This is a genomic window from Enterobacter sp. 186315 (genome assembly GCF_053290175.1).
Genome location: NZ_JBPTTK010000027.1, coordinates 1 through 21402, shown reverse-complemented (window position 1 = coordinate 21402; position 21402 = coordinate 1). Strand labels below are relative to the sequence as shown.

Annotated in this window: 22 protein-coding genes and 1 tRNA gene; 16 read left to right on the top strand and 7 right to left on the bottom strand. The window is 54.5% G+C overall.

Annotated elements, in window-relative coordinates; translation table 11 throughout:
• Positions 1-2: 2 nt before the first annotated feature.
• Positions 3-1103, top strand: coding sequence for a type VI secretion system ImpA family N-terminal domain-containing protein (locus ACSVHP_RS21025; RefSeq protein ID WP_447552874.1), 1101 nt, complete (start codon positions 3-5; stop codon positions 1101-1103).
• Positions 1104-1115: 12 nt separating this feature from the next.
• Positions 1116-1595 (top strand): Hcp family type VI secretion system effector, encoded by a 480-nt coding sequence (locus ACSVHP_RS21020; protein ID WP_447552873.1) that lies wholly within the window; start codon positions 1116-1118, stop codon positions 1593-1595.
• A 55-nt stretch (positions 1596-1650) separates the two neighbouring features.
• On the opposite strand, the gene ACSVHP_RS21015 is transcribed toward ACSVHP_RS21020, so the two are convergent.
• Both ACSVHP_RS21015 and ACSVHP_RS21010 read right to left on the bottom strand, forming a co-directional pair.
• On the bottom strand, positions 1651-2415 hold the full coding sequence (locus ACSVHP_RS21015) for a hypothetical protein (RefSeq protein ID WP_447552885.1): 765 nt from the start codon (positions 2413-2415) through the stop codon (positions 1651-1653).
• 419 nt (positions 2416-2834) lie between these two features.
• A tRNA-Ser gene (locus tag ACSVHP_RS21010) sits at positions 2835-2922 on the bottom strand.
• A 231-nt stretch (positions 2923-3153) separates the two neighbouring features.
• On the opposite strand from ACSVHP_RS21010, the gene ghrA reads away from it, so the two are divergent.
• The 4 genes from ghrA (at position 3154) to ACSVHP_RS20990 (ending at position 6068) form a co-directional block, all read left to right on the top strand.
• Complete coding sequence (gene ghrA, locus ACSVHP_RS21005; protein WP_447552872.1) at positions 3154-4092, top strand: glyoxylate/hydroxypyruvate reductase GhrA; 939 nt, start codon at positions 3154-3156, stop codon at positions 4090-4092.
• Positions 4093-4176: 84 nt separating this feature from the next.
• Positions 4177-4914 carry a PHP domain-containing protein gene (locus tag ACSVHP_RS21000; RefSeq protein ID WP_447552871.1) on the top strand — a complete coding sequence of 246 codons (738 nt, stop codon included), beginning with the start codon at positions 4177-4179 and terminating at the stop codon, positions 4912-4914.
• A 20-nt stretch (positions 4915-4934) separates the two neighbouring features.
• Positions 4935-5489 carry a TorD/DmsD family molecular chaperone gene (locus ACSVHP_RS20995; RefSeq protein ID WP_447552870.1) on the top strand — a complete coding sequence of 185 codons (555 nt, stop codon included), beginning with the start codon at positions 4935-4937 and terminating at the stop codon, positions 5487-5489.
• 96 nt (positions 5490-5585) lie between these two features.
• Positions 5586-6068: a DUF1097 domain-containing protein gene (locus ACSVHP_RS20990; protein WP_447552869.1), complete on the top strand. Its 483-nt coding sequence runs from the start codon at positions 5586-5588 to the stop codon at positions 6066-6068.
• 43 nt (positions 6069-6111) lie between these two features.
• On the opposite strand, the gene csgG is transcribed toward ACSVHP_RS20990, so the two are convergent.
• The 4 genes from csgG to csgD are packed head-to-tail and all read right to left on the bottom strand — an operon-like array spanning position 6112 to position 8455.
• The gene (csgG, locus tag ACSVHP_RS20985) at positions 6112-6945 is read right to left on the bottom strand and encodes a curli production assembly/transport protein CsgG (RefSeq protein WP_234675520.1); all 834 of its coding nucleotides are present in this window, start codon (positions 6943-6945) and stop codon (positions 6112-6114) included.
• Between the two features lie 26 nt (positions 6946-6971).
• Positions 6972-7385, bottom strand: coding sequence for a curli production assembly/transport protein CsgF (gene csgF, locus ACSVHP_RS20980; protein ID WP_447552868.1), 414 nt, complete (start codon positions 7383-7385; stop codon positions 6972-6974).
• A 25-nt stretch (positions 7386-7410) separates the two neighbouring features.
• The gene (csgE, locus tag ACSVHP_RS20975) at positions 7411-7800 is read right to left on the bottom strand and encodes a curli production assembly/transport protein CsgE (protein WP_234675522.1); all 390 of its coding nucleotides are present in this window, start codon (positions 7798-7800) and stop codon (positions 7411-7413) included.
• 4 nt (positions 7801-7804) lie between these two features.
• Positions 7805-8455, bottom strand: coding sequence for a biofilm master transcriptional regulator CsgD (gene csgD, locus ACSVHP_RS20970; RefSeq protein WP_234675523.1), 651 nt, complete (start codon positions 8453-8455; stop codon positions 7805-7807).
• A 754-nt stretch (positions 8456-9209) separates the two neighbouring features.
• On the opposite strand from csgD, the gene csgB reads away from it, so the two are divergent.
• The 5 genes from csgB (at position 9210) to ymdB (ending at position 11699) form a co-directional block, all read left to right on the top strand.
• Positions 9210-9665: a curli minor subunit CsgB gene (gene csgB, locus ACSVHP_RS20965; protein WP_234675524.1), complete on the top strand. Its 456-nt coding sequence runs from the start codon at positions 9210-9212 to the stop codon at positions 9663-9665.
• A 41-nt stretch (positions 9666-9706) separates the two neighbouring features.
• Positions 9707-10159, top strand: a complete 453-nt coding sequence (csgA, locus tag ACSVHP_RS20960) for a curli major subunit CsgA (protein WP_234675525.1) — start codon at positions 9707-9709, stop codon at positions 10157-10159.
• A gap of 62 nt (positions 10160-10221) precedes the next feature.
• A complete protein-coding gene (gene csgC / locus ACSVHP_RS20955; protein WP_447552867.1) occupies positions 10222-10554 on the top strand; it encodes a curli assembly chaperone CsgC in 333 nt (110 codons plus the stop codon).
• A gap of 175 nt (positions 10555-10729) precedes the next feature.
• Positions 10730-11050, top strand: a complete 321-nt coding sequence (locus ACSVHP_RS20950; protein ID WP_447552866.1) for a type 1 fimbrial protein — start codon at positions 10730-10732, stop codon at positions 11048-11050.
• 106 nt (positions 11051-11156) lie between these two features.
• On the top strand, positions 11157-11699 hold the full coding sequence (gene ymdB, locus ACSVHP_RS20945) for an O-acetyl-ADP-ribose deacetylase (protein WP_447552865.1): 543 nt from the start codon (positions 11157-11159) through the stop codon (positions 11697-11699).
• 36 nt (positions 11700-11735) lie between these two features.
• Here the strand turns inward: ymdB and mdoC are convergent, their stop codons facing one another.
• Complete coding sequence (mdoC, locus tag ACSVHP_RS20940; protein WP_417315334.1) at positions 11736-12875, bottom strand: glucans biosynthesis protein MdoC; 1140 nt, start codon at positions 12873-12875, stop codon at positions 11736-11738.
• A 254-nt stretch (positions 12876-13129) separates the two neighbouring features.
• Between mdoC and mdoG the strand changes: the two genes are divergently transcribed.
• The 5 genes from mdoG to ACSVHP_RS20915 form a co-directional block, all read left to right on the top strand.
• Complete coding sequence (mdoG, locus tag ACSVHP_RS20935) at positions 13130-14683, top strand: glucans biosynthesis protein MdoG (protein WP_234675530.1); 1554 nt, start codon at positions 13130-13132, stop codon at positions 14681-14683.
• Complete coding sequence (gene mdoH / locus ACSVHP_RS20930) at positions 14676-17204, top strand: glucans biosynthesis glucosyltransferase MdoH (RefSeq protein ID WP_234675531.1); 2529 nt, start codon at positions 14676-14678, stop codon at positions 17202-17204. Before mdoG ends, mdoH begins: the two co-directional genes overlap by 8 nt.
• 89 nt (positions 17205-17293) lie before the next feature.
• Positions 17294-17521, top strand: coding sequence for a YceK/YidQ family lipoprotein (locus ACSVHP_RS20925; RefSeq protein ID WP_234675532.1), 228 nt, complete (start codon positions 17294-17296; stop codon positions 17519-17521).
• A 593-nt stretch (positions 17522-18114) separates the two neighbouring features.
• Positions 18115-19293, top strand: coding sequence for a DUF2169 family type VI secretion system accessory protein (locus ACSVHP_RS20920; RefSeq protein WP_447552864.1), 1179 nt, complete (start codon positions 18115-18117; stop codon positions 19291-19293).
• Positions 19290-21402, top strand: a 2113-nt coding sequence (locus tag ACSVHP_RS20915; protein ID WP_447552863.1) for a PAAR-like domain-containing protein, incomplete at its 3' end; no start/stop codon positions are given. The genes ACSVHP_RS20920 and ACSVHP_RS20915, both read left to right, overlap by 4 nt.

The window sequence follows — 21402 nt, the reverse complement described above, 5'->3', positions numbered from 1 at the left end:
CCATGAGTGGACAGACTTTGACGATCGTCACCGGACAGGATCCGCGCGGCCTGGCGGCGTTCAGCGAGATGCGCGAGGAGATCAACAAGGCCAGCCATCCGGCCCAGCCGATGATGGACTGGAAGCGGGTCGAGGCGCTGGCGCTGACCGTCTTTGAGCGCAACGGCGTGGATCTCCATACCGCCACCTACTACACCCTGGCCCGCACCCGCACGCAGGGGCTGGCGGGGTTTTGTGAAGGGACGGAGCTGCTGGCGGCGCTCATTAGCCGGGAGTGGGATAACTTCTGGCCGCAGGACGAGGCGGCGCGGCGTGAAATGCTCGACTGGTTTAACACCCGCACCGGCAGCATCCTGCGCCAGCAGCTGGCCTTTTCGAAGGCCGATCAGCCGCTGCTGATGCGGGTGGAGCGGGCGCTACAGGTAATCTGCGACACGATCCAGCAGGCAGGGGTGAAACGCCCGCCGCGGGTAGAAAACCTGCTCTATTTTGTGCAGAACACGCGCAGGCGCCACGAGGAGCCTCCGGCGGCGGCGACCCCGGAAGCGCCCGTGAAAACAGCGGTACGCACACTGGTCTATCAGCCGGAAGGGGAGGCGCCGCCCGAGCCTTCTGCGCCGCCTGTGCAGAAAATAAAGCCGGGAAGCGGGCGGGTGGGGTTTGCGCTCGGCGCGCTCTGTTCCGGGGCGGTGCTGGCGCTCGGCTGGTGGTGGCAGGTCTATCTGCCCCAGCAGCGGGTCAGCACGCAGGATCGGATGACGCTGGCGGCGCGGGCGGCAAACAGCCCGCAGATGCTGGGCTGGCAGCAGACGCGCGAGGATCTGCGCGCCTTTGCCGAACTGCTGGTGGAGCGTGAGAAGGCAAAGTCCGGATTCACGCTCTCGCATATTAAAACGGTGATTTATGAGGCCGAACGTACGCTGGATCGGGAGATACCGCTGGAGTATCTGCTGACGCAGTATCAGCAGGCGCGGGCGGGCGGAAAAAGCACCGACCTGCTGGAAAAACAGATTAACGAACGGCTGGACGGCGTACAAAGCCGCTGGCAGTTGCTGACGCAAACCCCGCAGCCGGACGCGCCGGGGATAACAGGGAATGAGTAAAGGAGTAGTACAATGGCAAATCTTGTCTATCTGACGCTGAACGGCCAGTCCCAGGGGCTGATTTCAGCCGGGTGTTCCTCGCTGGCCTCGATTGGCAATAAGGCGCAGATATCGCATCTGGATCAGATTATGGTCACCAGCCTCACGCACGGCCTGAGCCGGGCGCAAAACGTGAATCATCAGACGCTGGATATCACCAAGCCGGTGGATAAATCCTCACCGCTGTTGAGCAAGGCAATCAACGAAAACGAGTGTCTGCTGTGCGATTTTGAGTTTTACCGCACCAACCGCTTCGGCATTAACGAGATCTATTATAAGGTCAAACTGATCAACGCCCGCATCGCGCGCATTTCGCTCCAGGTGCCTCACACCGTCCAGAACAGCGGCGGGCAGCCGGAAGAGGCGATTTCGTTTACCTATGAGAGCATCACCCAGGATCACAGCGTGGCGGGCACCAGCGCGTTCAGCCTGTGGAATACGCGTATTTTTTAACGGGGAGATAAGGGAACTGCTGACTACTCCGTGACGGGCGGTAGTCAGCAAGCGGTTACTGGTAGCGCTGCACCAGGTCTTTTACCACCGACGCCCAGGCGTGCTGTTTGAGTTCTGCCAGGTGCTGTTCCGTCATGTCGGCAGGCTGATTGCCCTCGGCATCTGGAGGCAGGATTGTAAACTCGCCGTTGGCGGGCGTCCAGGTGGCCCATTCTCCCGTGGCGACGTCAATCAGCGAGAAACGCACCAGATAGCGCAGCGAGGTGCCGTCGGTGAGTTTTTCATTTTTATAATCTGACCAGACGATGCTTTTGCTGGCGCTGTGATAGCGGCCCGCTTGCAGGGTGTCGTGATAGACAATAATCGCCTTCTGGTGTCCTTTCGCCGCCACGTAGCGCAGCGCCTGCATCCAGTTCATGTTTTCGACGATGCTATTTTCCTCGTCGCTATTTCGGTTACAGCTGACGGGTTTTTGCCGATCCGGAATACCGGAGAAGGTCGCAACGGAATAATACTTGCTCATCTCCTGCTGCATAAATGCGTCCGGTGCGCGGTTGCCGGACTGCACCAGAATAACCGGCGAATGGAGCGGCACCCGAAACCCATCGCCTTCAAGCGCCGCCTGAATATCCTCTTCCGAAACCGCAAGCGTGGTTTCATTGCCAAAAATATCTTTATCGGTGAGCTGGGCGGAGGGCGCGGAGCGGGACGGGCTATCGCCTCTGGGCGTCGCTTTCTTTTTTTCATCAATAGAGGAGTGCGAGCAGCCATTGAGAAATAACAGGGCTGCGCAAGAAATAAGTAGCGATTGGGTTTTCAGTTTTTTCATCAGCGTGGGTGTTGAAATAAAAAAGTAGAGAGGCGGGCGCTGATTTTCACATGAGGGGAAGGGCGGTAACAAACGCTGATGCGAATAACTCCGGAAACGTATTAAAGGGGATATTTTTATTGGCACAGGGTTGTCGAATCCCGGTCGGGGGTTCTCATCCCCCCCCTTTTCGGGGAATATATAAAGAAAAAAGCCCGTACTTTCGTACGAGCTCTCATCTTAAATATGGCGGTGAGGGGGGGATTGACTCGCTTGCGCTCGCCCGATGGGCAGCCTGCTCGCTGCGCTCTCAGTCTGTCCAACTGGCTGTCGCCAGTTGTCGAACCCCGGTCGTGGGTTCTCATTCCCCCCCGCAGGCGTGCAATATGCGAAAAAAAGCCCGCATTTTCATGCGAGCTCTTCTTAAAATATGGCGGTGAGGGGGGGATTCGAACCCCCGATACGTTGCCGTATACACACTTTCCAGGCGTGCTCCTTCAGCCACTCGGACACCTCACCATATTGTCGTCCCGTTGCTGCGGGACGGGCGCTAATGTAAGTAAAAGCCGTACTAACGTCAACTCACTTTTTCAGTTAATTCGCCCGTTTAGCCAAACTTCAAACAACATGATTCCTAAATGTGCTGAAAGCGGCTTTTTTATCAACAACGCGGTTTGCTGATAAATTTGCTATGCTGGCAATCCACCTGAAAACACAAACAAAACAGTGCAATAAAAGGCAGGAATGACTATGGATATTCTCTTCTATCACCCTACATTTGATACCGCTTACTGGATCAAGGCGCTTTCTGCCGCATTGCCGGGCGCGCGCGTTCGCGAGTGGAAGCGGGGGGATTATGAACCGGCTGACTACGCGCTGGTATGGCATCCTCCGGTCGAAATGCTCCAGGGCCGCACGCTCAAAGCCGTCTTTGCGCTGGGTGCGGGAGTGGATTCCATTCTCAGTAAGCTCAAGGCCCACCCGGAAATGCTGCCGGAGTCCGTTCCGCTGTTTCGCCTCGAAGATACCGGTATGGGCCAGCAAATGCAGGAATATGCCGTGAGCCAGGTGCTGCACTGGTTCCGCCGCTTTGACGATTATCAGGCCCTCAAACAGCAGTCCCGCTGGGAGCCGCTGCCTGATTATCACCGCGAAGAGTTCACCATCGGCATTCTGGGGGCGGGCGTGCTGGGGTCAAAAGTTGCCGAAGCCCTTGCGCCGTGGGGATTCCCGCTGCGCTGCTGGAGCCGCAGCCGTAAAAACTATCCCGGCGTTGAGAGCTTTGCCGGAACGGACGAACTCCCGGCGTTCCTGAAAGGCACCCGCGTGCTGATAAACCTGCTGCCGAATACCGCCGAAACCGTCGGGATCGTCAATAGCACGCTGCTGAACCAGCTGGCGGATGAGAGCTACGTTATGAACCTCGCGCGCGGCGTGCATCTGGTTGAAAGCGATCTGCTTCAGGCGCTCGACAGCGGAAAACTCAAAGGCGCGATGCTGGACGTCTACAGCCGCGAGCCGCTGCCGGCAGAGAGCCCGCTCTGGGCGCATCCGCGCGTGGCGATGACCCCGCACGTTGCCGCCGTCACCCGTCCGGCGGAAGCCGTGGCCTATATCTCCCACACCATCAGCGAGATGGAGAAGGGAAATCCCGTTACCGGGCAGGTCGACAGACAGCGCGGTTACTGAGAGAAACCCGGCGTTGGCCGGGTTTTTGCTAATATTCGCAGCGGTTTACTGCTATCCTTTGCAAAAACCGCGAAGGAGAGAAAGATGTATCCCGTTGACCTGCACATGCACACCGTCGCCAGCACCCACGCCTATAGCACCCTCCATGACTACATCGCCCAGGCAAAGCTGAAAGGCATTAAGCTCTTTGCGATCACCGATCATGGCCCGGACATGGCTGATGCGCCGCACTACTGGCATTTTGTGAATATGCGCATCTGGCCTCGGCTGGTGGACGGCGTCGGGATACTGCGCGGCATCGAAGCGAATATCAAAAATACCGACGGTGAAATCGACTGCACCGGCCCGATGCTGACCTCGCTGGATCTGATTATTGCGGGCTTCCACGAGCCTGTTTTTGCCCCTCAGGATAAAGAGACCAACACCCGGGCGATGATTGCGACCATTGCCAGCGGCAATGTGCACATCATCAGCCATCCGGGCAACCCTAAGTTCCCGATCGACATTCAGGCGGTGGCGCAGGCGGCCGCAAAACACCGCGTGGCGCTGGAAATCAACAACTCCTCCTTCGTTCACTCGCGCAAGGGCAGCGAGGCGAACTGTCGCGAAGTGGCGGCCGCCGTGCGCGACGCTGGCGGGATGGTGGCGTTGGGATCGGATTCGCACACGGCCTTTACGCTGGGCGATTTTAGCGAGTGCCTGAAAGTGCTTAATGATGTGAACTTCCCGGAAGAGCGCGTGCTTAACGTGACGCCGCGTCGGATGCTCGATTTCCTGGAATCGCGCGGGGTGCCGCACATTGATGAATTTGCTGACCTTTAATTGAGTAATGGAATAATAAAATGAATGAGTTCTCCATCCTTTGTCGCGTGCTGGGTACGCTGTTTTATCGCCAGCCGCAAGATCCGCTGTTGGTTCCGCTCTTTACGCTGATCCGTGAAGGCAAGCTGGCGCAGAACTGGCCGCTGGAACAGGATGAGCTGCTGGAGCGTCTGCAAAAAAGCTGCGACATGCAGCAGATCGCGACGGATTACAACGCGCTGTTCGTGGGCGACGAGTGCCGCGTGTCGCCGTATCGCTCCGCGTGGGTGGAAGGGGCGACGGAAATTGAGGTCCGTGCATTCTTGACCGAGCGCGGAATGCCGCTGGCGGATACCCCTGCCGATCACATCGGCACGCTGCTGCTTGCCGCGTCATGGATTGAAGATCAGGCGGGCGACGACGAAAACGAAGCGATCGAAACGCTGTTTGACGCGTTTCTGCTGCCGTGGTGCGGCACCTTCCTTGGCAAAGTGGAAGCGCACGCCACCTCGCCGTTCTGGCGCACCCTGGCTCCGCTGACTCGCGACGCTATTGCCGCCATGTGGGATGAATTGCAGGAAGAGAACGAAGAGTGATTTAGGTCACATAATTTCTGCAATGAAATATTTCATCTTGCACATAATGTGCTTCTGATCGCATTTCTCCGGCGCGTATCTGCTAAGATGCGCGCCATGAACATACTCCTTTGCATTGCTATCACAACGGGCATCCTCTCCGGGATCTGGGGATGGGTGGCGGTTTCTCTCGGGCTGTTAGGCTGGGCCGGATTCCTCGGCTGCACCGCCTATTTCGCCTGTCCTCAGGGCGGTCTGAAAGGGCTGTTTATCTCCGCCTGCACGCTGATGAGCGGGGTGATTTGGGCGCTGGTGATTATCAAAGGCAGCGCGCTGGCGCCGCACGTTGAGATCCTGAGCTACGTCATGACCGGCGTGGTGGCGTTTTTAATGTGCATCCAGGCAAAACAGATGCTGCTTTCGTTTGTTCCCGGCACCTTTATCGGCGCCTGCGCAACCTTCGCGGGGCAGGCCGACTGGAAGCTGGTGGTGCCGTCGCTGGCGCTGGGCCTGCTGTTTGGCTATGTCATGAAGAATAGCGGTCTGTGGCTGGCTGCCCGACGAGAGAAAGCGCAAAACATCACCCCGGTGAGCGAATAAAAAAAGGCGAGATAATCATCTCGCCTTTTTTATGCGCGTACGATCAGGATTCCGGCGGCACCGACATATCGCGGTATTTCACCAGGACTGGATTCTGCATCTCGGATTTGTTTTGCAGATCCCACAGGCCGCGGTCAATACCGTCGTTGATCAGGAAGATCACCCCGGTTTCAATCGCCGACATCAGGCACATCATCACCGGTTCATTAGAGGTATAACCAATTTCCCCCTCCAGTAACCGCTGGTAGTCGATAAAGCGGAACACCCCGGCCTGCACTTCATAGGACAGAATCGTTTTACTGGTGTTCACCGAAGAGAGCACCTCACCGGTACTGACGTTGACCACGCGCAGGTTGACCGCTATCTGGTCGAGCTGGTACTGGGTATCTGCGCCAATACCGAAGTAACGCGCCCCTACGCCGCCCGACTTCACGTTGCTTTCGTAGCCGATAATCGACCCTTCAATCATCACGTTTGCCGCGGCCAGCGATTGCAGCGGCATGCGGTTATTCATCGCGACGGTGCCGTTTTCCTGGGCGGCACGGATGATTTTTCGCTCGTTCAGCAGGTTTTGCAGCCCCTGGCGCTCCAGAGGAATAAACCAGCGGGAATCCTTGAGCGCGGTGACCAGCATCGCGGTGGCGCTTTGCGGAACGGCGGTGGAGAAGTTACTGGCCGGGTAGGGTTTAAACTGCCCGGTTTCGTCCTGAATATTATAAACCGAGACAAATATCTTACCGGTTGGCATCGGCAGATGGGTTAAATCGCGATAGCTCTGGGCCCGGGGCATTAATGTCGGTTTTGCCGCTTCTTTAGGGGGAGCGGTTAAACAACCGCTCAATAAGCACACTGCAACAAGTACGAGGAAGCGCTGCATGATCGTGGTCCTTATTTCGTGGTTGTCTAGAAGTCAGTGGAGTTACTTTGCAAACCGGAAACCTGAATCGTCGAGGTTTTACCCGTTTTACGGTCGGTAACGTTAAGCTGAAGCTGCCCGTCCTTATTGGCGATATCGACAATAAAGTCGTTAGTCACCATTCGGCCAGGTTTACCGGTATTAATATTGGTTAATAAGCCACCTAATATTTGCGACTGGATCGCCTGGGTGAAATTATCCAGCGCGGATGGCGTGTCAACGCTGTAGTCTTCATAGCTGGGATCTTTATAAGAGTTTTGGGCCTGGGCTTCATTGAGCATGAATGCCCCGTTATTCGGATTGCCGCCAAAATTAGGGTTACGGAACTGGAAGGTCATATTCCCGGCCCAGCTTAATGGCGTTATGAGCATAATGGATATAACTGCATGTGCGATACGCATGGCACAGCCTCCGGATATAGGGTCGCTAGAATTCGTCTTTGGCTAAATCGCTGGTGCTTAATAGCGCTTTATCTATTTGCAGGCGATTTATCGCATCTTCAGTTTGTGCCAGTGCTAAGGCTACGTTTTTATCGAAGTCTATTTTCGTGGGGAATAAAAACGTTTGATAAATAACGTCCTGATTGGCCGTTATGGTTATCCAACTTCCCCACCGTGCGCTGGGACGTTCATTGATTGTTATATTACCTGGGTAAGTGCTTTCCCACTTGTCACTGAAGGCACGGTAAAAATTGTGGCCGACAGATGACACCGTATGGTCGGTTAACAATCCGGGAACTTCCACCTCAACGGCGTGGAGACTCCCGGCAGCAAGCGCAAAGCCTGCTGCGGCAATCCAACTCAACGTGCGTTTCATGGTGTTAACGCCTGAGGTTATCGTTTGCCCATGAAACCGCCTGAGTGCGATTTTTAACAGCGATTTTCTTGAAAAGATTATACAGGTGCGTCTTGACCGTATTTTCGCTGATAAATAACGAACGGGCGATTTCAATATTTGAAGCACCGATGCGCAACTTGTTCAGGATCTCTTTCTCGCGATGCGTTAGCAGGGCGGACTCTGAACTGTTGTAGCGATAATTTCCGGAGTGCGTGATGAGGTAGCTGGCCAGCTTCTGCGAGAAATAACACTCGCCGCGCAGAATGCCCTGCAACCCTTCCACTACGCGCTCTTCTTCTTCCGTGACGTAGAACACGCCATTGATATGCGGCCAGCTCTCGATATCCCTGAAGGGATACTCGTCAGGCGTATTCAATAATAACACGCGGATATTATTGTTTTTCCTGCTTAAAGTGTCCTGCCAGTAATGAATAAGCTTTTTATCCGCTTCCATCATATCGAGAAGAATGATACTGCCAGGTGCAATATCATCAAAAGAACGTTGAATATTATGCAGTTTCCCGTTCAGTGATAATGATTGCTTTAAATGCTGTAATAACGCCGTCGCTTGTAAAGAAGGTTTGGTGATCAACAATAATGTATGACCATGTAAACTATGGACTTCATTAAACATGATGAAACCCCACTTTTTTATAACACCCGGCAGCTGCCCCTTAATAAGATAAGGGGCACCAGAAGTACTGACAGATGTTGCACTGCTGTGTGTAGAATCAGACCATAACCTCCAGGAGGAGGTGAATATAAAACGAATTTCGTACATCTGATTTCAATCTAGCTATTACGAATTTTAAAGCAAGTGTTAATCGTGTAACAAGATGTAAAAATCAATATTAATTTGTGTAAATCATCGATTTCTATAGCGGGATTTTGATAATAAAGTTGTACAGGGTAATAACCGTGCACACATTTTAAAAATCATACAAATAATTATATCAGCATGATTTTATAGTGTATTTATTATTTCTTTGGGGGCCTTTTCAAGTATGAGTCGTACAAAAAAACTAAGCCTCTCACTCACTCCATCGCTTTCTTAAGAAAACACGCCGCGTGTCACGCGTTGTGAAAGGCAGGCATTTCATTCCCTCTAAAAATCGCGACGGAAAAGGCTGGGCAAGCCCTCGCTTCGCTGTTCAACCTCGGTGAAGGAAATAATTTTTTAAAAAACTAAACCGCGCTGATTTCAGCGTTTTTTGGCATTAATTAATACTTTGAGGTGAAACAAAAAATAAAAATAAGTCTCGCGGGTGAGATATTTAAAATGTGTCGGCGGACATACTCTTCACCGTAACGACGCGTTAACACGAAATCAGCAAAGTTAACACGGAGTCACATGACAAAAGGTATTTAACCAGGTCCAGGGTGACAACATGAAAAACAGATCGTTATTTATGATGTTTACATTACTGGGTGCGCCTGGGTTTGTAACCGCGACGGGGCCAGATATGGCACATACCGAATATAACCTCGCGGTTAATGAATTAAGTCGTTCCTCATTAAATCAGGCAGCCATTATTGGTCAACAGGGCGTAAATAATGACGCTCAGGTTCGGCAGGGCGGTTCTAAATTACTGTCCGTGGTGTCCCAGGAAGGCGTCGGGAACCGAGCCAGAGTTGATCAATCAGGGACTTATAACTTTGCTTATATCGCTCAAAGCGGAAGCGCGAATGATGCGAGTATTTCGCAAGGGGCTTTTGGTAATACGGCAATGATTATTCAGAAAGGGTCGGGTAACAGGGCCAGTATTACGCAGTACGGTACGCAGAAAACCGCAGTTGTAGTGCAAAAACAGTCGCAAATGGCCATTCGCGTTATTCAACGCTAGTTATTCGCGGCGACTTTAATCAATCCGATGGGGGTTTTACCATGAAATTTATCAAAGTGGCAGCGCTTGCAGCAATCGTCGTTTCTGGTAGTGCTATGGCCGGTCTTATTGATCAAAGCAGTTCTCTCGGTTGGGGTCATGGCGGTAATAACAGCGGTCCAAATTCAACGCTGAGTATTTATCAGTACGGTGGCGGTAACTCTGCTGTTGCCCTGCAATCGGATGCCAGAGAATCAAGTCTGAGTATTTCGCAGAGCGGTGGCGGTAACGGCGCAGATGTAGGACAAGGTTCCGACGACAGCACAATTACCCTGTCTCAGAACGGTTTTGGCAACAGTGCAACACTTGATCAGTGGAACGGTAAAAACTCCACTATGAACGTTAGCCAGTTCGGTGGCGGTAACGGCGCGTCTGTTGACCAGACTGCATCCGGCTCAACTGTTACCGTTCAGCAGGTTGGCTTCGGCAACCACGCGACCGCGCATCAGTATTGATACCGATTATCTGTGCTACGAAAAAACAGGGCATAAGCCCTGTTTTTTTTCGGGGGTTCATCATGAATACCTTAATACTCCTCGCCGCGCTCTCCGGACAGATTACGTTTCACACCTCCCGTGAAGGCAATATGACCACCCTTATTCCGCAGGTCACCCTAAGTGAACCCTGTGATTGCCAGGTGCGCGTGCTGTCCATTCGGGAAGGGCAGGGCGGCCAAAGTACCTCACAGCAGCAAAACAGCCTCACTTTGCCCGCTAATCAGACGATTGATATTGCGCGGCTCAGTTTAAATATCGGAAACGGGGACAACGTAAAGGTGGTGGTAACGGTGTCAGACGGCAAATCGCTCCACCTTTCACGGCAGTGGACCCCGTCCGACAGTGTGCTATAAACATTCATGAAATCAATATGTTGAAATGTGTTGAAACATGTGGCAACACGTAAAACTTAGCACTATGATGTTATTAAAGATGAATTGGTGTTGCACATAAACTGATTTATACGTTGCCGGGCTCCACGCAGCGCTTTTACCCCTCAAGGACGATTTTCATTGAGGAGTACCTATAATGAGCAAATCCACCGTTCAATTCATTTCGGGTCTGGGCTTCGTTTTCGCGGTTGCGTTTACGCCTGCTTTTGCCGCAACCACCGTCCCGGGCGGCGTCATCCACTTTCGCGGTGCGATTGTTTCCGATCCCTGCGAGATCTCTTCCGGTGCGAATCATCTGGTGATGTCATGTCCGGAAAATAACCGAATGCAGGCACGTACGGTCAGTTACAACGATGCGCTGAACGGCCGTAGCGCCTATCCGAACCTCGCATCCGTCAGCATGAAGTATATGAATCCCGAAAAATCGCTGGCCGTAGTGCAGGTTGATTACCGCTAAACAGACGCTCTCCCGTCATCCGGCGGGAGAGGTTTCCTCGCAATAGTTTTTTCTCCCATTCCCTCTGCGATACACTTAACAAAAAGGCGGGTAGCAGAGGGTATTTATGAAACCGCAAATCGACATCTTTCAGGGCGATATCACGACCCTTCACGTTGACGTCATCGTTAACGCCGCAAACTCTTCCTTAATGGGGGGCGGCGGCGTGGATGGCGCGATCCATCGTGCGGCCGGGCCACAGTTACTTGAGGCGTGTAAGGTTGTGCGCCAGCAGCAGGGCGAGTGCCCGCCGGGGCACGCGGTGATTACCATCGCGGGCAACCTGCCTGCCAAAGCGGTGATCCATACCGTTGGCCCGGTGTGGCACGGCGGGGAGCATCACGAAGCCCGGATCCTGGAAGACGCCTATCGTAACTGCCTGCGCCTGGCGGCGGACAACGGCTATAAAACGATGGCATTTCCGGCTATCAGTACGGGCGTGTATGGCTATCCGAAGGCAGAAGCCGCGGCGATTGCGGTGGATACCGTCTACCGGTATCTCTCCCTGAAGCCGATGCCTGAGCAGGTCATTTTTGTCTGCTTTGATGAGGAAACCGCGCAGCTCTATCGCCAGCGGCTGACGGTACGCGAGCAGGAATTTGACGTCTGAAGAGAGCAGCGGCGCAGATAATGCGCCGCTGAATCGTCAGGCTTTCGTCTGCGGCTTGCCGGAGAACAGGAAGCGCAGAAGCGGGATCCGCAGATGGATCTCGTAGAGAATAATCGCCAGACCCACCACAAACACCAGCCCGGTAAAGAAGCCCAGCGTATTAGAGGCGATATGCGGCGTAATGTACGCCCCGAAGAACAGCGTCAGCGGGTGATGCACCAGATAGATGAATAATGAGGCATTCACGAAATAGGTCACGCGGCTGGATTTGAAGTTCAGCAGGCGGTGGCCGAGGGCAAACACCACGTTCACCATCCACAGCCCCATCAGCATGGTAATCACGCTTTCGGTTTCATACATCCACGCCTCGCCGCTGCCGTAACGCTGGTTCAGCAGATAGGCGATAAAGGCCAGCGCTGAGCCAACCGCGCACCCGAGAGAAGGGGTGGTGAACAGATCTTTAAGCTTCGGATAGACAAACGCCAGCGCGCCAATCATAAAGAAAGGAATATAGAACAGCGTCTGCATCACCACGAAGTTGAACAACCCGTCGCTCAGAATGGGCGGGTAGACGATAAAGAGCGTGCGTCTGATGGCCGCATACAGGATCCCCAGACCCAGGAAGAGCAGCGACAGTTTGCCTAAGGTAATGTTGGCAAAGTAGGTGTCTGATTTTTCACTGAGATGGCGACGCAGGCGGCTAAAGAGGAACAGGCTTACGGTAGTCAGCACCACCAGCACCAGCAGGAACCACAGGTGCGAGATAAGCTCCCAGGCCAGGGTATTGTATTTTTCATACAGCGACAGGTTCGGCCAGTTTTCGGCTTTTCCTTTGACGTATTGCAGCATGATGAATTGCGGCAGCGTCAGCAGCGGGATGGCGGTTAGCATCGGAATACCGACGCGCTCCACGCGTACCTTCCACCAGCGTTTAAGCGGATAGCGCAAAAACAGCATGTAGGAGAAATAGCCGGAGATGACAAAAAAGACCTGCATCCGGAAGGCATGAATAAAGTCGTTAAATAGCGTCAGCCACCAGGAGGGCTCAAGGCTGTTAACGTGCCAGGTGTGGCTGGAGTAAATCAGTGAAATGTGAAAGGGGATCCCCAATAGCATCAGCCATGCCCGGATCGAGTCGAGGAAATATTCACGTTGTGCGGGTATCGTTGTGCTCATATAACTTTGTGCATTCTCAGACTTTTCGCCTTATCCCTAAGACTCATAATGGTTACATTCGGAGCCAACCCTACACGAAGACCGACACCCTGTCTCCAGGATAAGCACGCAAAGTGAAAAGCGGGTTCTTTCACTTGCTTAATACCTGAGCCAGCGAGCGAACAAAGCGGTGATTATGTTGTCGGATTGCCTGAGTTTCCATTAAAATGGATCGGATCGATATAAGCACACAAAGGGGGAAGTGCTTACTTATTATGAAACATAAACCACAAATGATGAAAATGCGTTGGTTGGGTGCTGCGGTGTTGTTATCCCTGTATACCTCATCGGCCTGGTCCTTTAACATCGATGATGTCGCAAAACAGGCGAAATCGATGGCTGGCAAGAGCTACGAAGCGCCAAAAAGTAACCTGCCCTCCGTTTTCCGCGACATGAAGTACGCGGACTATCAACAGATCCAGTTCAACCATGACAAAGCGTACTGGAACAACATTAAAACCCCATTCAAGCTTGAGTTTTATCATCAGGGTATGTACTTCGATACGCCTGTTGCCATCAACGAAGTGACGGCAAGCGCGGTGCGTAAAATCAAGTACAGCCCGGATTACTTTAATTTTGGCGATGTGCAGCACGATAAAGATACGGTTAAAGATTTAGGCTTTGCAGGCTTCAAGGTCCTTTACCCGATCAACAGCAAAGACAAAAACGACGAAATCGTCAGTATGCTCGGCGCGAGCTATTTCCGCGTCATCGGTGCGGGTCAGGTGTATGGCCTGTCTGCCCGTGGTCTGGCAATTGATACCGCGCTGCCTTCCGGCGAAGAGTTCCCGCGTTTTCGCGAGTTCTGGATTGAACGTCCAAAACCTGCGGACAAACGTCTGACTATTTATGCATTGCTGGATTCCCCACGTGCGACGGGCGCGTACCGCTTCGTCATCATGCCTGGACGTGACACGGTGGTTGACGTGCAGTCCAAAGTTTACCTGCGCGACAAAGTAGGCAAACTGGGTGTGGCACCGTTAACCAGTATGTTCCTCTTCGGGCCTAACCAGCCTTCTCCGGCGACCAACTTCCGTCCGGAACTGCACGACTCCAACGGTCTTTCGATTCATGCCGGTAACGGCGAGTGGATCTGGCGTCCGCTGAATAACCCGAAACACCTGGCGGTCAGCAGCTTCGCCATGGAAAACCCGCAGGGCTTTGGCCTGTTGCAGCGCGGCCGTCAGTTCTCTCGCTTTGAGGATCTCGACGACCGTTACGATCTGCGTCCAAGCGCGTGGGTAACGCCGAAAGGGGACTGGGGTAAAGGCAAGGTTGAGCTGGTTGAAATTCCGACCAACGATGAAACCAACGATAACATCGTCGCTTACTGGACGCCGGATCAGCTGCCGGACGCGGGTAAAGAGATGAACTTCAAGTACACCATTACCTTCAGCCGCGATGAAGACAAACTTCACGCGCCGGATAACGCTTACGTCATGCAGACGCGACGCTCAACGGGCGACGTGAAGCAGTCGAACCTTATCCGTCAGCCGGATGGTACGGTGGCGTTTGTGGTGGACTTCACCGGTCAGGACATGAAAAAACTGGCGCCGGACACGGCGGTAACCGCGCAGGCGAGCATCGGTGACAACGGCGAAATCGTCGAAAATGCCGTGCGCTACAATCCGGTAACCAAAGGGTGGCGTTTAACCCTGCGCGTGAAGGTGAAAGATCCGAAACAGACGACGGAAATGCGCGCTGCGCTGGTCAGTAACGATCAGCCGCTAAGCGAAACCTGGAGCTATCAGTTACCTGCTAATGAATAATACAACTGAATACATTGATGCCATGCCGCTGACGGATATCGAAAAAGCGGCACTGCCCAAGAGCGACATCCGCGCGGTGCAAACCGCGCTGGATGGGGAACATCGTCACTTTACCCGTGATGATGACACCCCGCTCGGGTCAGTGAAGGCGCGCCTGGAGCGAGCATGGCCAGACGCGCTGGCGGAAGGTCAACTGGTTAAAGACGACGAAGGGCGCGATCAGCTTCAGGCGATGCCGAAAGCCACGCGTTCGTCGATGTTCCCGGATCCGTGGCGCACCAACCCGGTGGGTCGCTTCTGGGATCGTCTGCGCGGACGCGAAGTCGCACCGCGCTACCTCTCTCGTCTGACGAAAGAGCAGCAGGCCTCCGAGCAAAAATGGCGTACCGTCGGCACCATTCGTCGTTACATCCTTTTGCTGCTGACGCTGGCACAGACCGTGGTGGCAACCTGGTACATGAAGACCATCCTGCCCTATCAGGGCTGGGCGCTGATCAACCCGGCTGACATGGTGGGCCAGGATCTGTGGGTCTCCTTCATGCAGCTGCTGCCGTATATTCTGCAAAGCGGCATCCTGCTGCTGTTCGCGGTGCTGTTCTGTTGGGTCTCCGCCGGTTTCTGGACGGCGCTGATGGGCTTCCTGCAACTGCTGATGGGGCGTGACAAATACAGCATTTCTGCGTCGACGGTGGGGGATGAACCCCTAAATCCCGAGCACCGTACCGCGCTGATTATGCCTATCTGTAACGAAGACGTTGACCGCGTATTCGCGGGTCTGCGCGCCACCTGGGAGTCCGTAAAGGCGACCGGTAACGCTGCGCATTTCGACGTCTATATCCTCAGCGACAGCTACAACCCGGATATCTGCGTGGCAGAGCAAAAAGCCTGGATGGAGCTGATTGCCGAAGTGCAGGGCGAAGGGCAGATTTTCTACCGTCGTCGTCGTCGTCGCGTGAAGCGTAAAAGCGGTAATATTGATGACTTCTGCCGTCGCTGGGGCAACCAGTATAGCTACATGGTGGTGCTGGATGCGGACTCCGTGATGACGGGGGACTGTCTTACGGGGCTGGTGCGCCTGATGGAAGCGAACCCGAACGCCGGGATTATCCAGTCTTCGCCAAAAGCGTCGGGCATGGATACGCTGTACGCGCGCTGCCAGCAGTTCGCGACCCGCGTGTACGGGCCGCTGTTTACCGCCGGTCTGCACTTCTGGCAGCTGGGTGAGTCCCACTACTGGGGTCACAACGCCATCATCCGCGTGAAGCCGTTCATTGAGCACTGTGCGCTGGCGCCGCTGCCGGGTGAAGGGTCATTTGCTGGGTCGATTCTGTCGCATGACTTTGTGGAAGCCGCGCTGATGCGTCGTGCAGGGTGGGGCGTCTGGATCGCCTACGACCTGCCGGGATCGTATGAAGAGCTGCCGCCGAACCTGCTGGACGAGCTTAAGCGTGACCGCCGCTGGTGTCACGGTAACCTGATGAACTTCCGTCTGTTCCTGGTTAAAGGGATGCACCCGGTACACCGCGCGGTGTTCCTGACGGGGGTGATGTCTTACCTGTCCGCACCGCTGTGGTTTATGTTCCTCGCGCTCTCCACCGCGTTGCAGGTGGTTCACGCGCTGACCGAGCCGCAGTACTTCCTGCAACCGCGCCAGCTGTTCCCGGTATGGCCGCAGTGGCGTCCTGAACTGGCGATTGCGCTGTTTGCCTCGACGATGGTGCTGCTGTTCCTGCCGAAGCTGCTCAGTATCGTGCTGATCTGGTGCAAAGGCTCGAAAGAGTACGGTGGTTTCTGGCGCGTCACGCTTTCTCTGCTGCTCGAAGTGCTGTTCTCCGTGCTGCTTGCGCCGGTGCGTATGCTCTTCCACACCGTATTTGTGGTGAGCGCGTTCCTCGGCTGGGAAGTGGTCTGGAACTCGCCGCAGCGTGATGATGACTCGACCCCGTGGAGCGAGGCTTTTATGCGTCACGGTTCTCAGCTGCTGCTGGGCCTGGTGTGGGCGGCGGGGATGGCGTGGCTGGATCTGCGCTTCCTGTTCTGGCTGGCACCGATCGTCTTCTCGCTGATCCTGTCGCCGTTTGTCTCCGTGATCTCCAGCCGTTCAACGGTGGGGCTGCGGACCAAACGCTGGAAGCTGTTCCTGATCCCGGAAGAGTATTCGCCGCCGCAGGTGCTGGTGGATACCGATCGCTTCCTGGAGATGAACCGCAAGCGTTCGCTGGAAGATGGCTTTATGCACGCGGTGTTTAACCCGTCGTTCAACGCGCTGGCAACCGCAATGGCAACCGCCCGTCACCGTGCAAGTCAGGTGCTGGAAATTGCCCGCGACCGCCACGTTGAGCAGGCGCTGAACGAAACGCCGGAAAAACTTAACCGAGACCGCCGTCTGGTGCTGTTAAGCGATCCGGTTACTATGTCCAGACTGCATTACCGCGTGTGGTCCGCGCCGGAGAAATACTCTTCGTGGGTGAACTACTATAAAACGCTGAAGCTGAATCCGCTGGCATTGAAGTCGGAATAAGCGCCCTGGCCCGGCGGCAGTGCGCTTGCCCGGGCCAATAAATAAAAATACCGGCTTAATCGCCGGTATTTTTTTCTCAGAGGTAATTAATGAGAATTATTATCGTTGCGCTCATGGCCTGTTTGCTTAGCGGCTGCGGCAGCATCATCAGTCGCACCATTCCCGGGCAAGGTCACGGAAACCAGTACTACCCCGGGGTGAAGTGGGATGTCCGCGATTCAGCCTGGCGCTACCTGACCGTGCTCGATTTACCCTTCTCGCTGGTATTCGACACGCTCCTGCTGCCCATCGACGCACAGCACGGCCCATACGAATAAACGGCCTTACCGCTCGTCCCACTCATCTGCTGCGGTCTGGCCTTCTTAGCAACATATCCCTGCAAGACCGTAACGAATTCTTCAAGGTTTATGTTTACCAACTGAATACATGGCGGAATTTTAACTGTTAAAAACGTTGTGATAACGGAATGTCACAACCTGAACCGCTATGCCCGTTTACAATATTAATATACGAATGCCAGTGAAAGAAAAAATAATACGCGACAGTATTTTATTCACGGGAATTAAGTATCAAAAAAATTAGCCAATACAAAATAGTATAATATTCTTTCAAATCCCTCCATTAATTAAAGTTGAAAAATACGATTCCAGACTTTAATTCCAGAACGGTAGCGCGGATAAAGCGTAATCTGACATCATTATGTGATTCAATTACTTATGACAGCGATCTCCATGCGGAACAAATGCATGGGGAAAGGAAGTATACCTGGCAATGCCGCGTTATATTTTAATAAGCAATATTCCCAATGTTTTAATTTCGATGGTCTATATATTGCGAGGACCGTCGGCCCCCTCTCTGTACCGGGCTGCAAAACGCCTTCTTAAGCAACATATCAACTAAGGTGCGAAAAATGGAATTTCGTAATCTGACGCCATTCTCAGTGATGGAATATGCAATGGACGACAAACAGAACGAGCGACATCGGGTGGTCGCCATGAAAACGGGTTTCCGACTGGTAAAGGATGCCTGCGGCAGGTGGCAAGCACAGCTGATGGAGAACCCGGTTTTACCGCTGTGCGTGGAGGATGAATTTTCCGCAGAACTGAACAGTTCCCCGGTACTGCGTGAAAGCGATCTCGCTCCCCTTAAACCTGCCTGCGATATCATCGTCAATGGCACGGCTTATACGCCGGATGGTATTGCTCTGACGGAGATGACCGCGGGTGTTTTCATGCGTGCCCCTTCCGGTGAGGTATTACTCGACAAGAAGCTGCGGATAACCGGCCCGCGTTTTTACCGGCAACACGGGGTAACCGGACAGTGGTACGAAACTGAGCCTGAACCCTTCACTTCTTTGCCGCTGGATTATCGTTACGCTTTTGGCGGCGAGTGTCGGGTGGAAGAAGACAGCGAATTTGCTGGACGTATCCCGAATGAATTTCGTCTGAGCGATGCACAGCGTGGCGAGCATCCCGATAAAGACAGCCCTCCACTGGCGCACATTACCTGCCCGGTGAATCCGCTGGGACGCGGTTACGCGCAGCGCTGGTATCTGCGGTCCTGTGAAATAAAGCAGGTTGAGGCTCCCCGAATTACCGCAGCAGACAGCCCGTTCACCCTTCAGCATTTTCTTCACACTCTTGACGGACAGGCCGACTGGTTTTCTCCGGCATTTCAGCCTGCGGGTTTCGGCGCTATTGGGCGCACCTGGTGGCCACGGTTGCTGCTGGCAGGAACCTGGGATCGGGAGTGGCTCGACACGCAATATCCCGATCTGCCGGATGACTTTGATTTTGGCTACTGGAACTGTGCCCCGCATGACCAGCAAATCCTGTATCCGGAGCCGGGGCCTGAGTGTGTGCTGACGGGATTCCGTCCAGATGGCGATATTCATTTCACCCTTCCCGCACATCAGGGACGCATTCTGTTACGCGTGCCGACCGGGCAACGTGTGCCGCTACCGATGTGGCTGGACACTCTGGAAATTAATTCTGACGCGTTGACCGTGGCGCTGACCTGGCGTTTTCTGCTGCCGGGCAGCACCCCGGTACGGGTAATGGAAGCACGTTACAGAACAAGGAGTGTATGAGGATGGCCGATAACTATACGGCGCGTCAGAGCGGACAATGGAAAGTCGTGAGTACCAAACCGGATGTCTGTAAAACCCCCCGCGGAGATTCTTGTCCCCCGGTCCCTTATCCCGTGACCGCAAATTTGGGTGCGGCGGTGATGGTGGTGCCATCGGTGAAACTTAACGGTTTTCCGGCCGTTGTGCTGGATCAGAGCACTATCCCACAGACGACTGGCGACAAAGCGGGTGCAGCAAAGGGGATCGGTAGCGGTACCGTCGGTGATGTTTGCGAGCCGCTGGGCCACAGTGAGACCGTGTTTTTTGGCGGCAAGCCCATGCTGCGGCATAACGATGAGTTCTGGATGAACAACCGGAACACCATCGGCCTGATAGTGGGTCAGCCGCCGGCGGCTAACGTATCTGCGGATGACGCCGATCCGCCGGATGAGCCGGAGACTGAAGAAGAGGAAGAAGAGGGCAGTAGCTGGCTGGATAAGTTGCAACTCGGACTGGACATTGCCGGATTTATACCCGGTTTTGGTGCTTTTGCTGATCTGGTTAACGCGGGCATCAGTGTAGCCAGGGGGAATTATGCAGAGGCGGCTATTTCGCTGGTGGCATCTATACCCGGAATAGGCGATGCCGCTGCGGCTGGAAAAATGCTGGCTAAGGGGGCCAAAGCGGCAAAAGCAGCGAAAACAGGCAAGGCAGCGAAAGCGGCCAGGGCTGCCGCGAAGGCTGCGGCAAAAGCGGCAGCAAAGGCGGCCAGAGAGGCAGCGGCCCGGCTCAAGGGTGGGATTGTCAAAGGCTTTGATAACGTCAAGAAAGGAGTGGGTAAAGGAGCGGAGGGCAAGAGATGCACGAAAATAGGAGAGCCCATAGATGCGGGAACCGGTGATTTTCTCCAGGAGCTGAGCGTACTACACCTTCCAGGAACTCTGCCCTTCACTCTTTCCCGATTTTACCGCTCACAGGCTGAAAGCGGCGGGATATTCGGTCCGAAATGGAGCGATGAATGGTCCGTTTCACTTATCGTACAGGGCAGGGATCTGCACTTTATCGATCGCGAAGGCGTGGTTCTCTATTACCCGATCCCGCAGGACGGTATTTTTAATGAGGCCGTCAACTTCCGCCAGCCACATTACCGGCTGACGGGCAATATGCGAGAAGGACTGGCGCTATTTGAACGCCGCTCGCAGCAGACGCAGATATTTTCTCCGGCGGGCAACGGAATGTACCTGCTGTCCGCCATTCACGACAGCTATCACAACCGCATCGATTTCCTGCGCACGGATGGCCTGCTGACTGAGGTCCGCCACAGCGACGGCTACGCGCTTTCGCTCAGCTGGCACCAGCAGCAACTGATGAGCATTGACCTGAGCGAACCGCAACAGCAGCGCCTCGTCACCTGTCAGTACGATGATAATGGCTATCTGGCGGAGTGTAATACCTTCCAGTTCACCCATCTGTGGCATGAATATTCCCCGGAAGGCTTGATGACCCGCTGGCGGGACACGGATAAAACCTGCGTGGATATCCATTATGACGCGCAGGGCAGGGCAACCGGAACCCGGTCAACGGAAGGCTACTACAACGACCGTTTCCTTTATAACGAAGCAGAGCAGTGCACCACCTATCTGGATGCGGAAGGCGGGGAGTCCCGCTTCTGGTATAACGACGACGGTCTGGTCACCCGCAGCCTCGACCCGCTGGGGCGGGAAGAACTCTCGGTCTGGGAAAACACGCAGCTTCAGTCCCGGACCGATGCGCTGGGGCGCAAAACGGAGTACCGCTACAGCGACGACGGCGATATCCGCCAGGTCTCCCTGCCCGGCGGCTTCAGCCTGCTGTACGACTACAACGAACGGGGCCAGCTCACCCGCCTGACCACACCGGGCAGCCAGGTCTGGCAGTGGGACTATGACGACCACGGCAGCATGGTCTGCCTGACCGACCCGCAGGGCCGCCAGCAGCGGTTCAGCTACAGCGCACAGGGCGACCTGCTCCGCCGGATAATGCCGGGCGGTGCCGCCTGGCAGTGGGATTACGACGCCCTGCACCGCCTGCGGGAAACCATCGCCCCGGACGGCGGGGTGACGCAGACGGAGCTGGATTTCCTCGGCCGCC

What these genes read in the sequence shown, in the direction of transcription:
- ACSVHP_RS20950 (WP_447552866.1), top strand. Translation starts at nt 10,730, where the DNA reads ATGAGCAAATCCACCGTTCAATTCATTTCGGGTCTGGGCTTCGTTTTC.
- mdoG (WP_234675530.1), top strand. Translation starts at nt 13,130, where the DNA reads ATGAAACATAAACCACAAATGATGAAAATGCGTTGGTTGGGTGCTGCG.
- ACSVHP_RS21020 (WP_447552873.1), top strand. Translation starts at nt 1,116, where the DNA reads ATGGCAAATCTTGTCTATCTGACGCTGAACGGCCAGTCCCAGGGGCTG.
- csgE (WP_234675522.1), bottom strand. Translation starts at nt 7,800, where the DNA reads ATGAAACGCACGTTGAGTTGGATTGCCGCAGCAGGCTTTGCGCTTGCT.
- csgG (WP_234675520.1), bottom strand. Translation starts at nt 6,945, where the DNA reads ATGCAGCGCTTCCTCGTACTTGTTGCAGTGTGCTTATTGAGCGGTTGT.
- mdoH (WP_234675531.1), top strand. Translation starts at nt 14,676, where the DNA reads ATGAATAATACAACTGAATACATTGATGCCATGCCGCTGACGGATATC.
- csgF (WP_447552868.1), bottom strand. Translation starts at nt 7,385, where the DNA reads ATGCGTATCGCACATGCAGTTATATCCATTATGCTCATAACGCCATTA.
- ymdB (WP_447552865.1), top strand. Translation starts at nt 11,157, where the DNA reads ATGAAACCGCAAATCGACATCTTTCAGGGCGATATCACGACCCTTCAC.
- csgD (WP_234675523.1), bottom strand. Translation starts at nt 8,455, where the DNA reads ATGTTTAATGAAGTCCATAGTTTACATGGTCATACATTATTGTTGATC.
- ACSVHP_RS20990 (WP_447552869.1), top strand. Translation starts at nt 5,586, where the DNA reads ATGAACATACTCCTTTGCATTGCTATCACAACGGGCATCCTCTCCGGG.
- csgA (WP_234675525.1), top strand. Translation starts at nt 9,707, where the DNA reads ATGAAATTTATCAAAGTGGCAGCGCTTGCAGCAATCGTCGTTTCTGGT.
- ACSVHP_RS20925 (WP_234675532.1), top strand. Translation starts at nt 17,294, where the DNA reads ATGAGAATTATTATCGTTGCGCTCATGGCCTGTTTGCTTAGCGGCTGC.
- csgB (WP_234675524.1), top strand. Translation starts at nt 9,210, where the DNA reads ATGAAAAACAGATCGTTATTTATGATGTTTACATTACTGGGTGCGCCT.
- ACSVHP_RS21000 (WP_447552871.1), top strand. Translation starts at nt 4,177, where the DNA reads ATGTATCCCGTTGACCTGCACATGCACACCGTCGCCAGCACCCACGCC.
- ACSVHP_RS20920 (WP_447552864.1), top strand. Translation starts at nt 18,115, where the DNA reads ATGGAATTTCGTAATCTGACGCCATTCTCAGTGATGGAATATGCAATG.
- ACSVHP_RS21025 (WP_447552874.1), top strand. Translation starts at nt 3, where the DNA reads ATGAGTGGACAGACTTTGACGATCGTCACCGGACAGGATCCGCGCGGC.
- ACSVHP_RS20995 (WP_447552870.1), top strand. Translation starts at nt 4,935, where the DNA reads ATGAATGAGTTCTCCATCCTTTGTCGCGTGCTGGGTACGCTGTTTTAT.
- ghrA (WP_447552872.1), top strand. Translation starts at nt 3,154, where the DNA reads ATGGATATTCTCTTCTATCACCCTACATTTGATACCGCTTACTGGATC.
- csgC (WP_447552867.1), top strand. Translation starts at nt 10,222, where the DNA reads ATGAATACCTTAATACTCCTCGCCGCGCTCTCCGGACAGATTACGTTT.
- mdoC (WP_417315334.1), bottom strand. Translation starts at nt 12,875, where the DNA reads ATGAGCACAACGATACCCGCACAACGTGAATATTTCCTCGACTCGATC.